This window comes from Methanomicrobiales archaeon HGW-Methanomicrobiales-1 (genome assembly GCA_002839675.1).
Lineage (GTDB): Archaea > Halobacteriota > Methanomicrobia > Methanomicrobiales > Methanospirillaceae > Methanoregula.
The window spans coordinates 114331-128092 of record PGYM01000001.1 but is presented as its reverse complement, the minus strand read 5'-3'; the positions used below and the strand labels follow the sequence as shown (position 1 = coordinate 128092).

General features: G+C 55.1%; 12 protein-coding genes. 3 read left to right on the top strand and 9 right to left on the bottom strand.

The window, feature by feature from the left end:
- The first annotated feature begins 2 nt into the window (after nucleotides 1-2).
- Complete coding sequence (locus CVV30_00650; GenBank protein PKL69916.1) at nucleotides 3-1256, top strand: formate dehydrogenase; 1254 nt, start codon at nucleotides 3-5, stop codon at nucleotides 1254-1256.
- Nucleotides 1257-1441: 185 nt separating this feature from the next.
- Here CVV30_00650 and CVV30_00645 read toward each other — a convergent pair whose 3' ends face one another.
- The 7 genes from CVV30_00645 to CVV30_00615 all read right to left on the bottom strand — a co-directional run bounded on the left by CVV30_00645 (nucleotide 1442) and on the right by CVV30_00615 (nucleotide 8979).
- Nucleotides 1442-3352 carry a molybdopterin biosynthesis protein gene (locus tag CVV30_00645; protein PKL69915.1) on the bottom strand — a complete coding sequence of 637 codons (1911 nt, stop codon included), beginning with the start codon at nucleotides 3350-3352 and terminating at the stop codon, nucleotides 1442-1444.
- Nucleotides 3353-3510: 158 nt separating this feature from the next.
- Nucleotides 3511-4266: a nitroreductase gene (locus CVV30_00640; GenBank protein ID PKL69914.1), complete on the bottom strand. Its 756-nt coding sequence runs from the start codon at nucleotides 4264-4266 to the stop codon at nucleotides 3511-3513.
- Nucleotides 4267-4367: 101 nt separating this feature from the next.
- A complete protein-coding gene (locus CVV30_00635) occupies nucleotides 4368-5174 on the bottom strand; it encodes a formylmethanofuran dehydrogenase subunit C (GenBank protein ID PKL69913.1) in 807 nt (268 codons plus the stop codon).
- Nucleotides 5175-5180: 6 nt separating this feature from the next.
- Nucleotides 5181-6902, bottom strand: a complete 1722-nt coding sequence (locus tag CVV30_00630; protein PKL69912.1) for a formylmethanofuran dehydrogenase subunit A — start codon at nucleotides 6900-6902, stop codon at nucleotides 5181-5183.
- A 1-nt stretch (nucleotide 6903) separates the two neighbouring features.
- On the bottom strand, nucleotides 6904-8286 hold the full coding sequence (locus CVV30_00625) for a formylmethanofuran dehydrogenase subunit B (protein ID PKL69911.1): 1383 nt from the start codon (nucleotides 8284-8286) through the stop codon (nucleotides 6904-6906).
- Between the two features lies 1 nt (nucleotide 8287).
- Complete coding sequence (locus CVV30_00620) at nucleotides 8288-8698, bottom strand: molybdopterin dinucleotide-binding protein (protein ID PKL69910.1); 411 nt, start codon at nucleotides 8696-8698, stop codon at nucleotides 8288-8290.
- A 17-nt stretch (nucleotides 8699-8715) separates the two neighbouring features.
- A complete protein-coding gene (locus CVV30_00615) occupies nucleotides 8716-8979 on the bottom strand; it encodes a ferredoxin (GenBank protein PKL70917.1) in 264 nt (87 codons plus the stop codon).
- A gap of 329 nt (nucleotides 8980-9308) precedes the next feature.
- On the opposite strand from CVV30_00615, the gene CVV30_00610 reads away from it, so the two are divergent.
- On the top strand, nucleotides 9309-9653 hold the full coding sequence (locus tag CVV30_00610; GenBank protein PKL69909.1) for a hypothetical protein: 345 nt from the start codon (nucleotides 9309-9311) through the stop codon (nucleotides 9651-9653).
- A 370-nt stretch (nucleotides 9654-10023) separates the two neighbouring features.
- On the opposite strand, the gene feoB is transcribed toward CVV30_00610, so the two are convergent.
- Together feoB and CVV30_00600 are read right to left on the bottom strand one after the other, a co-directional pair.
- Entirely contained in the window at nucleotides 10024-12012 is a 1989-nt protein-coding gene (gene feoB / locus CVV30_00605; GenBank protein PKL69908.1) for a ferrous iron transport protein B, read from the bottom strand.
- Entirely contained in the window at nucleotides 12009-12728 is a 720-nt protein-coding gene (locus CVV30_00600; GenBank protein ID PKL69907.1) for a metal-dependent transcriptional regulator, read from the bottom strand. Before CVV30_00600 ends, feoB begins: the two co-directional genes overlap by 4 nt.
- Nucleotides 12729-13420: 692 nt before the next feature.
- Here CVV30_00600 and CVV30_00595 point away from each other — a divergent pair.
- Entirely contained in the window at nucleotides 13421-13720 is a 300-nt protein-coding gene (locus CVV30_00595) for a hypothetical protein (protein PKL70916.1), read from the top strand.
- The last annotated feature ends 42 nt before the right edge of the window (nucleotides 13721-13762 follow it).

Genomic DNA, 13762 nt, shown 5'->3' with positions numbered 1-13762 from the left:
TCATGACCAAAAAAGGCGAAATGCTGTACGCATGGACCAATGACGCAGAGATCCAGAAGAAAGCCGAGCTCGGTGGCGCAGTCACCGCATTGTGGAAGTATGCCCTTGAATCCAAGATGGTCGATGCAGTCCTTGTGGTAACCAAGGGTGTTGACCTCTACGACGCAAAGCCGGTCATCGTCACGGACCCCAAGGATCTTGCCAAGACCGCCGGATCGCTCCACTGCGGAACGCTTCTGCTGCCCAAGCTTGTCAAGAAGTACCTTGACGGGGCAGAGGACAAGAAGATCGGTGTGACGGTCAAGGGTTGTGACATGATGGGGTTCTACGAACTCGCAAAGCGCAAGCAGATCAACCTTGACAATATCATTATGATCGGGGTCAACTGTGGGGGATCGGTCAGCCCGGTCATCGCCCGGAAAATGATCGCCGAAAAGTACGGTGTCGATCCCGAGAAAGTGCACAAGGAAGAGATCGACAAGGGCCAGTTCATCATCGAGTTCGAGGGAGGCCACAAGGGTATCTCTGTTGACGAACTCGAAGAGGCAGGCTTTGGCCGGCGTTCCAACTGCCGCCGCTGCAAGTTAAAGATCCCGCGACAGGCTGACCTTGCCTGCGGAAACTGGGGAGTCATCGGCGAAAAGGCCGGTAAGGCAACCTTCGTTGAAGTCTGCTCCGAAAAGGGTGCAAACCTGATGGCCGGTGCCATCAAGAAGGGCATCCTGGAAACAGCGCCAGCTAACCCCAAGGGTCTTGAGATCCGTGCCAAGATAGAAGGCGCAATGCTCAAGCTCGGCGACAAGTGGCGCAAGCACGACTTCGAAGCACTTGGCGAGGGCAAGGATCGCTTACAGAAGATCATGGCCGAGACCTCCCGGTGCATCAAGTGCTACGGGTGTATTGACCAGTGTCCGATCTGCTACTGCGTTGACTGCACCACCAAGAACCCGGCCTATGTTGCACCCGGCGAGTTGCCCGTCAGCTTCATGTTCCACCTCATCCGGTACGCCCACATCGCAGACTCCTGCGTGAACTGTGGACAGTGCGAGGAAGTCTGCCCCGCAGAAATCCCCAATGCGCTCTTCATGCACGCCCAGCAGGTTGAACTCGAAAAGATGTTCGGCCATGTCCCGGGTGTCAGCATGGAACTCCCGCTCCTTGCCTTTGCTGAGGAGAAGACCGAGCGTGGCCGGCTCCACAATACCGGCAGCGACATGATCTACGAGAACGTCTTCAACCCGTTTGTCAAGAAGTGAAGCATTCCTTCCTGAACGAATCTCTTTTTTTTTTATTTGCTCTGTTGAAATCCTAAGAAGAGACGGGCTGTTGCTCGTGGTAACCTGAACACATCGTGCTTTTTGCCCCACCGTTTGGGCATCACCCGATATTACGACAACAGAGGCTGATGGAAAACTCCGATAGAGAAGAGAGGGAGATGTATTCAGATATACCCGGCCGGCAGGCTTCCCGGGGATAACGGGGTTAAGATATTCTCGCCGTTCAGTCCCCGGATAGTGCCGGTGAGGCTGGTATCATACCCCCCGGTCTTTGCAAGGATCGCGCGATACCCGGGAGACTGGATGAGCGATACCAGCGTGCGGATACGGGAATCTTCCAGCATCTCCCGCCGCACTGCAAGTTCATAATCCTCATGGGCAACCGGTACGAACCGGAGCCCGGCGGCGCTGGCAATACTGGATGTGCACATCCCGGCATCAGCAAAACCGTTCCGGACAGCTGCTGCCACTGCCGGGGGACCATGTACTTCCTGCAGGTACCCGTTCACCTGCAATGGATCAATACCCTCTGCGGCCAGCAGGGCATCGAGAACCATCCGGGGAGGCGATTCTCTCCGGGTATTGATGAACCGGCAATGGGTGAGATCCTTAAGTCCCAGCCCATCGCAGGAAACGATACCCAGCTCAACGGTGGCAATATGAATAAAAGCCAGATCACCGGCCTCCAGGAATTTTATGAAAGGCTGGTAGGATGTCAGCAGGGACCGCGCCGGCAGGCTGAGGGGAGCGGCATGGCAGGTATTGTTGCGGAGGGCAAGAAGTGCTGCCGTATTGCCGGGGTTGGTGGCATGGATATACAATCCCTCATCATGGGCAAGGCTCGCGAGTTCCTCTAAGGTGGGATCCAGCGATCCGGTCAGGATAAGCGTTCGTTCGATACTTCCCGGGTCCGTGGTGAGAAGGACTTCGAGCTCGGTGCCGGCCTCGCAGCCTTCAACCTGAGCCGGGATGCGTGCGTAACCGTTGGCCTTGACCGTTGCCATCTGTACGCCGGCTTTTTTCAGATGCGGGGTTGCGAAGAGACAAGAGCCGATACGGCCGACAAAGACCGGCACGAAATCATCAAACCCGGGATCTGATACCAGCGGCTGTGCGAGCCGGGCCGTGACTGCGAACCGGGGGGCCGGGGGAAATCCCCAGGATTCCAGCAGGGGTGCGGCAAATTCCCGGAGAGCAGTCTGGGCAGCGAGCGGGTAGCCCGGCAGCCCGAGGACCGGTTTTCCCTCCACCTTCCCCAGCATCACCGGTTTACCCGGCCTGACTGCCACGCCATGGAAGATCAGCTCACCGAGCGAACGTATGACACTCTCGGTAAAGTCCCGGGTGCCGGCTGAAGAGCCCGCGGAGATGATGACCAGATCGTTTTCTTTCACGGCCTTAAAGAGCGCCTCCCTGATGAGATCGGGATCGTCTGCCACAATCGGCAGGCGGGTGCAGTGCGCTCCCATCTGGTCGAGAAATACCTGTGTCATGATGGTGTTGCTCTCCACCACCTGCCCCGGTCCTGGCCGGACACCGAGCGGTACCAGCTCGCTGCCGGTGGGGATGATCCCGACCCTGACGGCAAGGACTTCAACCGTGGTAATCCCATAGGTAGCGAGCGCCCCGATATCGAATGGCCGGATCAGGTGACCACGGGGCATTACGAGCCGGTTCTCCTTGATATCTTCTCCGGCCGGGCGGACATGCTGCCAGGGTGCGGCAGTCCGGCGGACCTGGAAACGGTCACCGGACTCCCAGACATCCTCGATCATGATGACCGCATCGAACTCCGGAGGGATGATGTTGCCGGTGTTGACCCGGGCGAAATGGTCCAGGGTTACCGGGTTCCGGTCGCCGGCACCTATGGTGTCCCGGCTCCTGACCGCAATGCCGTCCATTGCAGAGAGGTTTACCTCAGGTACGGAATATTTTGCAAAGACCGGTTCGGCCACGACCCGGCCGACCGATTGCATAACCGGAACCTTCTCGGTTCGCCGGGGGGCGGCAAAAGAAGTGGTGAGCAGTTCGAGCGCTTCGTCAAGGGATCGGAGCTCAAGGTAACGTTTTACCATAGCCGACTGCCCCTTGTATCTGCTCCCTTTTTACGGCCTCGTCTGTCCATACCAGGAACCCCTAAAATGATTTACATTAACAATGTGCTTTTGTAAAGGTAAAAAAATGTCGAACCTTATCTCTAAAAAATAATGAATGAGGGGGCCGGATCCTGTTTTTATGCGAGGGTAACACTCCTCTCCACCTTTCCTACAGCCGCAAGATACACCGGCCACTGGGTCTCCGGGTCAAGGTTCGCAAGTTTGACGATCAGTTCGTCATGGAACATGTCGGTGGGAAATACATCATAGCCGAGACCAGCTGCTGCCAGGATGAGATTCTGGCAGGTATGCCCGGCCTCGATGAGGACACTCCGGTAGCCCCGGTTCCCCAACGCCCATGTGGAGCGGTACGGGATTGCAACCCAGATGAAGGTGACTGCGGCCCGCGTCATGATCTTGAAATTCATGCTCGCCGTGCTTATCTCAAGGGTGAGGCCGGAATCGATCCGTTCCGCAACAATGCTATTGGATTTCGGGAGGTACCGGTACAGGCCGGTCTCAAGGCCTTCAACATCACTTACCACAAAGTACGTTTCCAGGGGATAGCGCAGACCACTTGACGGAACATTGCGGAGCTGCATGGTATCGACCAGGACCTTCTTGAATCCCTGGCTGCACCAGAGCAGGTACGAGAGTTCCTTGAGCGTTATCGATGAACGGGCAAAGTGCCCGATGGGTTCCCATCTCTCGATGGCTTCCCGGACGGGTATATCCTTCACTTTGAACCGTTTCGGGCTCGGGAGCTTGATTACCTTCTGTCCCTCACGGACCGGAAGTTCTTGCAGGGGTTCCGGGACACGGAGGACGAGGTCGACCGTGGAATAATCCGGGTACCGGGTTCCATAGATGAATTGTTTTCCAACTTCTTTCATGGTCTCTCCTCGGGACAACAGGCGTCCCGGTATCATCATATCCTTGTAAAAAAAGATTGGTGGCTAAAAAAACAGCCGGACGTGTGTGATAGACAGGGGGTTCATGCCACTGCTTTCAGGTACAGGTTGGCATACACGATCTGGCCCTTGCTCTTGCCGTGGCGCTCCCCGAGGTCGCCGATGTAGTGATCGAAAGTCGCCTTGACACCGTCAACTTCTTTCTCAACGGTATCGATCTTCTTGTAACCGGGCATCATGAACTTGATCTGCCCGAGCACATACATGTCGCCCTTGACCATCTGGCCACCGACACGGCCTTCAACATCGCCCTTGATGATGACGGTGCCTCCCTCGGCATGGGTGGAGACATGGATGAACGCGTTCTTCTCGATGATGATGGTGCCGCCGAGCATGAAGGTCCCGATATCGTTGCCGGCATTACCCTTGATCCGGATCGTGCCGCCCTTCATGCCTCTCCAGTCACCGCGGTAGGCGCAGCCGACATGGTTTCCGGCATTGCCATCGCAGAGGAGCTCGCCTCCTTCCATCTGAATCCCGCAGAAGGAATCCATGTTCCCCTTGATGTGGATCTTGCCGCCCTTCATCCAGCCGCCGACATACATGTCGGCATTGCCGTTGACGGTCACGGTTCCTGCAGTCATCTTGGAGCCCAGGTATTTTACCCGTGAGCAGTCACCGGCAATCATGATGTCGGTGTCTGCTGCGGTTGCGCCTGCGTCACCGCTGACGGTAAAGTAGTCCCCGATGGTGACGTGGATCTTCCCTTCGTGGCCGGGAAGTGCTGTAATCTGTGCAGCAGTCTTTCCTGCAAATGCGTCAGGGGTGATGCTATAGCCCTCGAACATGAGCTCGGGGATCTTGGTGGGTTTTAAGGTAACGGTTGCCATGATCGATCAGGCCTCCACATCGACATTGATGACGAACGGGTGCGGGGCAAGGTAGTCCTTGACCGGGTAGTTCTCGAGCTGGACCGTGTAGTCCTTGGTAAAGGACTGGGTGATGTCACGCATCACCTGCGGGTTTTCGGGCATGTTGACATTGACCCAGACGGTCTTCTTGTGACCATTGCTGACGACTTCGCCATCCATGACAACAACTTCACCGGACTTGATGAAACAGGCAGCCCGCTGGAATGCCTTCTCGATCATATCGGGGTCGCTGGGCATGTTCTTGTAGTTGAGATTAAACACCGAAACATCTGCGCTCATACCGGGGGCAAGGCCGCCGTAGATGTTGCCAAGACCGAGGCTTTTTGCCGGGCCGGAGCGGGTCATCTGGGCGATCTCAAAGAGGGTGAGTTCGCGGTCTATCTGGTGGAGGGTGGTGGCGGCTATGACTTTGTCCTTGTGCTTGAACGAGTCAATTACTGCCTCACGGGACTTCTTGGACATCAGCCACTTCATGACGCGGGGGTACCGGGTGAACGGACCTGCATTCGGGTGATCGGTGGTGATAAAGATCCGGTTCATGTCCTTGGCATAGAGTGCAAGTTCAAGACCGATTGCCCACTGGATGTCGCAGACCTTGATGTTCGGGTCGTACACGTAGGGGACGACACCGGCAGCGGTCTCCATCTCGACATCCACATTGCACCACTTGAGGTGGTTGAGACCCTGGAGGTGGTGCTCGAACGGGCCATCCGCAGTCATCGTGGTGGTCTCGTCAAACGTGACGTTACCGGTATCGACCGTAAGTGCCTTGTTCTTGTTGACATAGTCCATGACTTCCTTTGCCTTGGACTCGAAGTCGCCCCAGCCGGTTCCGCCATACGAGTGGAACTGGAGGTGGGTGGAGTGCATGACCTGTTCGCGCCCGAACTTGTTCTTCGGCTTGACACCTTCTGAAATTTTTAAGGATTCGATGGTTCCCTTGTAGTTGCCGGGGTTGCCGAGATCGTTCTGGTGCATGTGCATCGAGTGAGGGAGGCCGAGGTACTCGTTTGCCTCGAGAAGTCCCTTGATGATCTCCCGGGGGGTAACCTCGAAATACGGGACCGGGTCGTCAAGGCTGACACAGTTAAGTCCCCAGCCCCAGGCAGCAGTGCCGCCGGGGTTGACAACCTTCACACCATAGCCTTTCGTGGCCTTGAGGAGCCAGGCTATGTAGGATGCGGTGTTCTCGACCTCGCCCTTCTTTAAGTAGTCCATGACGAACCAGTTGTTACCAAAGACGGGGAGTGCTGCCTCATCGATGATTGGGGTGTCGTGAATCTCCTCGTGCACGTGGGGGGAGTGGATCGGGGGCATCGCGGCTTCCATAACAAAACCGTAGCCCATCCGGGCATAGTCGTAGCCGGTCTTGAAGGTGCTCGGGATCGAGAACCCGGATTCCATGCGATAGCCGTTCTTCTGTGCCATCGTGCTCCTGCAGAATCCTGATAAGAGCTTGTCCTCAGGCCGGAATAACCTCCCGACATTCACCTTGGGGCCTGCTACGTGGGCGTGGATGTCCACACCGCCGGCCATGACAACCTTGCCCTTTGCATCGATAACCTTTGCAGACGAGCTGACCTTATCGACAATCTTGCCATCCTTGATAGCAATATCGCCTACGTCACCGTCGATTTTCCGGGTCGGGTCAATAACAAATCCGCCCTTGACAATAATTTCTGCCATTTCAGCTCACCATCGGGTTCGTGTTGTGCGGGTATTTCCGGTTTTCTTTGGCCGCAAGCCAGATAGGCTGGGTCAGGGTGATCTCGCACATCCGCTCGTACACCCGGTCGAAAAGTTCCTCATCGCTCGGCACGCCCGGTAGCCCTTTGAGAACTGCCTTGAACTGGATCGGCACGTTGTCCATACGATAGACAACGCCCGGCTCATCGACACCGGCAATCCTGACCGGAATGTGGAGGTCAGCGATCTCGCTTGCCATGTTGAAGTTCGGGTCGACGACGATGAATGGGTGTTTCTTTAAGTGCTGGACTGCCTGGATCGGGAAGTGGGCACCGGCATCGGCACCGACATTGACAAAGCAGTCCACTTCGTCCCGCATTGCGAGATCGATCGAGCTGGTCTCGCCCGGGTTCATGTGGGCGTGGGTGCCCTTCGAGAGATCAATGCAGTACGGGAACCCGAACTGCCATGACCAGACCTGGCCGGGGCCGGCGATATTGTAGTGGCCCCGCATTGCCATGATCGAGCACTTGGTGTGGTCGTTGAGATCCCGGGTCATGCTGATGGCGGCATCGATGTTGTGGTTGCGGCCATCCGTGTGGGTGCAGCCCATGCCAAAGAAGATCATGCAGAAGCGGGCCTTCTTCATGATGTCCACCGACTTGATGATCGTCTCCTTGTCGATACCGGCTACCTTGTCGGGGATGTCGTGGCCCCGGAGGACGGTCCTGAAGGCATCGAAGAGCTCGTAGTCATGCCCCTGGTCGAGCATCAGGTGGACATCGGCAAGTTTCGCGGTGTCGGTCTCACGGGGATCAACAGAAATTACGGTCCGCTGCATCTGGCCCTTACCGGTGAAGTAACCGCGGGGGAAGATCGAGTACCGGGAGGTGTGACGCGGGTGGGCGTGCATAGGGTTGCAGCCCCAGAAGACCACGACATCCGCACGGTTCTTTGCCTCCCCAAGGGTACAGCTCGGGTAACCGTTGTCGAACATTGCAAGGAACGAGGGGCCGTGGCAGATGGTGGCGCAGTTGTCGAGCACGGCTCCGGCTTTCTCAGCTATCCGGCCGATCGCGCTCATCCCCTCGCAGTTGGTGGAGCCGAACCCGTAGATCAGGGGCTTTTTCGCCGCCAGCAGGGTCTTTGCGAAGTAATCGATCGCTTCTTCGTACGGGATCTCCTTTATCGAGCCGTCCGGCTGGCGCTGCCGCGGGAGCCGCGGGCGGGTGGGGTCGTTTGCATGGTGGAAGAGATTGCTTCCGATGATGCAGGAGTTGTGCACTTCGAGAACCTTGGTCTCATCGTCCGATACAAGGACTTCAAGGTCATCGCAGGATGACCCGCAGTAGGGGCACCCGACGCCGGTGATAAGTTTAGGCATATTACTTTCCTCCTTTCCAGAGACCTACCGAGCCCTGCACGAGCTCGAGAGCGGTCTTGAGTTTTTCATTGATTGCAGGCTCTATGGTGACCGGAAAACCGCTGTACTGCGGGGTGCCGGTTGACTGGGTCCGGGGCGGGACAACCTGGTTTGCCCAGACACCCTGCCGGATGTGGGCGAGGCCGGGCGGGCAGAACTGGGTCGGCTCGATGGCCTTGACAATCACACTGCCGCACTCGCTCGTGACCCGGACATTGGTGTTCTTCCAGATGCCGAGCTTCTTCATGTCTTCCGGGTTGATCTCGCAGATCGAACAGGCGTCGAAATAGTCGGGATTGGTCTTGCCCTTCTCCATTGCAGCGCCTTCCTCGATGGAGCGCTGGGTGATCATGTTCATGATAACTTTTGACATTCGTCTCATCCCCTGTTTCAGACTATTCCGAGTGCCCCGGTCTCGCCCCGGCCGGAGAGGGTGATCACGTCGTACGGGCAGGCATTGACGCAGACGCCGCAGCCCGCACAGAGTTCCATCTTCACATCGAGGCTGACCGATTTCCCGTCAACAACGGTGTAAATCTTATCCTTCGTTACAGGGTCGAGCGTATAGAGCTCGATCGCGTTCACCGGGCAGGCAACTACGCAATTGCCGCACCCGGTGCACCGGTTCATGTTTACATGTACTGAAAACGCCATGCACATCACAACAAAAATTTTGTTAACTCTGATCTTTTGTTGAGGTTTTTAATTAAACCTTCCTTATTATTCAAAGAGTTAAACAGTTTATGTTTATATTATCCTGAATTATTTCACGAATGGTGTACTTGAAGGATCAATGAGAATCAGCCAGAGAGAGAAGGTCTCATTATCTATCCGGAGGGAACCTCCCCCACTCACTCAGGAAAATAGGCCATCCAAAAGAAGTTTCCTGACACAGGAATGAATTGCAATAATGATTCATCACTTTATAATTCATCTGATATACCAACTGATTTAAACCACGTGCGATAATACACTGCATAACGATGATTGACCCCATCACCGCAGAACAGGTCTTCGATGTTGCAATCCGGATACTGGTTTGCGAAAAAAAATCCCTGGAAGTTGATTTTTTCATGGACAAGATCCGGGTGCACCTGCCTCCGAAGCGGACACTTGCCGAGTTCTGTTCGATACCGATGTCAAAAATGACCGCCATCCTGTCGGAAATGGAGCAGGATCAGCTGATCGGTACGGAACAGCGCGGCGGGATGTGGGCCACCCCGCTCGGAAACCGGATCATCGCCGATTGTCTTGCAGGGAAATACCGGAAAGAAGCAGAATTCGTGCTCGGGCCGGTAGTACTAAAAACTCTCCTCCAGCGCCTGTAATATTGTCTGGCCTTAAAGGACGGGAATGAAAATGAGTATTCATCCCTCTGTCAGCGGCATATGGAATAGGGGGTCAGGATCCTGAGGACAAATAAGCCCTTTGCGGGCTCCGATTCCCAAAACCGGTTCCGGCAAACCCCGTAAAACCGCCGGATTCCACCCACCCGGGAAATTCGCCCGAATTTAACCCTGATTGCCAAAATATGAGCGGAAACGACCTCCACGGATTGCCGCCAATGGCCATTAAACAGGGGCAATTTTTACCACATAGTTTACCCAATACGGGCCCCGGAAATGTTGCCGGAATGCCACTATGAATATCATTTTTTCTTAGGGGAAAATAACTACCTTCAATCCACCGCGTCTGTTCTCACATCCCCAGACTGAGCACCCTAAACGCAATCCCGCCCAGTGCAATCGCCATGACAATCTCGGCCACGGAAATCCCCAGTGCTTTCCTCCAGCCGAACTCCGATGCAAGCACGAGGATCACCGAGATACAGGGGATGTAGAGCATCGAGACCAGGGCAAGGACAATCAGCTGGACCGGGGACATGATCGACGCAAAGTTGGTTGTATGAAAGATAACCGCAAGGGTGAGGATCGTGAGTTCTTTGCGCACGATCCCGAAGATCAGCGTAATCCCGATGACAGCCGGAAGACCGAGCCAGAGGACGGTTATCGGTGAGAGAAGATCATTTACCGGGTTGAGGAACCCTGCTGCATAGAATGCCTGGATGATTGCACTCCCGATGATGTACGCGGGAAAGACGATCCAGATAAGCGACTTTGTCCGGGTCCAGGTCTGTTTCATGACGACCGATACCGAAGGGATGTGATAGTCGGGCATCTCCATGATCAGCCCGACCGACTCGCCCGGTACCGCTTTGAAGGCAATTCTCCCGACAACGAGGATCAGGAGAATGTCAAAGGCATAGAGTGCGAGAGCCCACCAGATGTTAACGAACGCAGCAACAAGCCCAAGAATAACGACCGTCCGAGCCGTGCAGGGGACGAGGGTCACGAGAAACGCCGCGAGAGTCTTCTGTTTTGGTGTTTCCATAATCCGGCAGGAATAGATTGCCGGAACATTACACCCGTACCCGAGAATCAGCGGAATGATCGCTTTGCCGTGAAGCCCCAGCTTGTGCATGCCACGATCGAGCATAACGGAAATGCGGGTGAGATAGCCCGAGTCCTCCATAACCGCAAGGAGCAGGTAGAATGGCAGGACATAAGGAATGACCAGGGTCACACCCGCGACAAAACCGGTGAATGCCCCGTTCCAGAGAATGTCCATGAGCGGGCCCGTGATCACCGGTTCGTACTGTTCGAACTGTGACAGGAAGCCGGCAAGGAAGGCCGAGACCTGCGCCCCGATCAGGAACGTCCAGAGCAGCAGGCCCCCAATCACGGCGACAACTGCGAGGTACCCTAAGACCGGGTGAAGGGCAACTTCATCGAGCCGGTCTGTCAGGCTCTTTTTCTGAGCCCCTTCGCCCAATGGCCTCAGGGTTATCACTTCGGCAGCAATCCGGTCTGCAATCTGGTACCGCTCCGCACTCATGACAACGCAGACCGGCTCCCCGTGAATGGACTCGATCTCGCCGGCAAGCAATCCAGCCTTTGTAACGATACTCCGGTCCTGTTCGTTTACCATCTGCACGATCGCCGGATCGCGTTCGAGCAGTTTGATGGCGGTCCAGCGAACGGGATACGGTGTGGTTACCGTCTCCAGCAGTGGGATAATCTTCCCGATCCGCTCCTCGATCTCCTTTCCATAGAGAAGTGCCGGGGGAACCGGGTGATCCTGCATGAGACCCGTGATCGCGTCGGTGAGAACCGGGATCCCCTTTCCTTTGATGGCAATCGTCGGGACAACCGGGACGCTGAGCAGTGCCGAGAGTTTTCCGGTATCGATGGTGATCCCTTTCTTCTCAGCAAGATCGATCTGGTTGACTGCGATCATCAGCGGGGGTGCCAGTTCGAGGAGCTGGATTGTGAAGAACAGGTTGCGTTCCAGTGCCGAAGCGTCGATGACGTTGATAACGGCATCCGGGTGTTCGAGTGCGATGAAGTCCCGGGAGACGAGTTCCTCCATCGAGTACGTGGAGAAGGAATAGATGCCGGGCAGATCGATGACACGGATACGTTTCCCTTTGTGCAGGAGGAGACCTTCCGCCCGCTCAACGGTTTTACCCGGCCAGTTACCGATGATCTGATCAACACCGGTCAGCTGGTTGAAGATGACGCTTTTGCCGACATTGGCATTGCCGGCCAGGGCAATCGTATAGTCCGCATTCTTTATCGTGCACTCTTTGCCGGACGGGCAGGCTTTGCATTCCCCGCAGCCGCTCATAGTTCGCCTGCATCGGGTAATTCTATGAAGATATTTCCGGCAATTGCATGATCGACAGCAAGTTTCGTCCTTCTCACCGAGATCTCCACGGGTCCGTCCATGGGTGTCTTTTTCAGGATGGCAACCCGGGTCCCCAGGGTAAGTCCGAGGTCGGAGAGACGCTGGACAACTTTGCAGTCACCACGGATGAATGCGATCCGGCCTTCCTGATCAGGATTGAGATCGGTGATCGGAATGATCTTTTTATTCCGGCTTGCAATGATAGCATCGGTTTTTCCTGCACCGTCGCACTCAGCACAGCTCCCCACACATTTGTTGCAGGGACTGATCGGGCTGCCATGCGGGCAGTGAGACGGTGCGTCCAGCATCCGGCAGAGCCCGTTCTCCGTTTCCTCGGAGATGGTATGTTCCATCCTGCACGCCTCATCGTGGACTTTTTCCCGGTTAAGGTGGAGAACATTGGTTAAAAAAACTTCAAGGAGCCGGTGTTTCCGTTTGATCGTATCTGCGATCTTTTTTCCCTCTTCTGTCAGTGTTGCTCCCTTATAAGGCTCGTATGAGACCAGTCCCTTGTCCGAAAGACTGCGGAGCACTTCGGTTACGCTCGCCGGGGCAACTTTGAGACATTTTGCTATTGCGGTGGTTTTTGCCGAACCATCCCGCGATTCAAGATCGTAGATTGTTTCGAGGTATTCCTCGATTTGCTCCTGTGCCATTGTAATGAGTATTTAGGTTGCCCTAAATATTAAATGTTTAGGTTGACCTAAACCGCATAGCGTTGCTACCCGGGAGTCCGATCCCTGCCTCCATTCAGGGGTTGAACCAAAACAAGCCCCATACGGGCTCCGTTTCCTAAAACCTGTTCTGGAAAACCCCGTAAAAGCGCCGGATTCCGGGCCCGTTGAAAATAAGCCCGATATTCGATCCGATTGCCAAAATACGAGCGGAAACTCCCTCACCTAAAGGCCGCCAAGGGGCTTTAAACCGAGGCTGTTTTCGCTGCTTAATTTACTCCATCCGGGCTAACTGGATGCAATCAGAATATGCATAGGATGGATATTTTTTTCCGGGGAGGCGATAGAAAAGAGGGGTTTCGTTTTAAAAAGGGAGAGATTTACAGTCCTGCCCGGTCAACAATGACATCGGCAACAGCCTTTGCACTCTTGAACGGGAAGTCCGACGCCTTGAGCAGTTTTCCTGCCTCGCCGGCCGTCATCTTAATGTCCCCGACTTGGCAGAGTCTGATACAGGCCCCTGCTTTATCCGTGCAAACCTCACGTTATTCTGGTTCATTTTTTATCATTCAATGACGTTGTATAATCCATACCTATATATACCTTTGACTCAAGGTTCAGGATGGTGAAATCAAATGAGCCTTTTTGGAAAACACGATGCAATGCCTGAAGACATGTACGTCAAGATGCAGAAACAGATGATGGCAATGCCCAAGGATCAGATGATGACTAAAATGATGGAGATGGGCAAGATGTGCACCTGTCCGTCATGCCCATCGTACAACGACTGTGCCAAAACTGCCATGGAAACTATGTTCTGCGGAAAGGGCATGAGCTTCCACTGCATCAGGGAGATCAAGGGATGCATCTGCCCGACATGTCCGGTAGCAAAGCAGATGGGACTCACTCACCAGGCATTCTGTGCCATGGGAAACGAGAAAACCCAGAGATTTGGCGACATGCTGAAAGTGTGAGAGTACATTTCCCTTTTTTTATGGCAGGGAGGGGGAACTCCT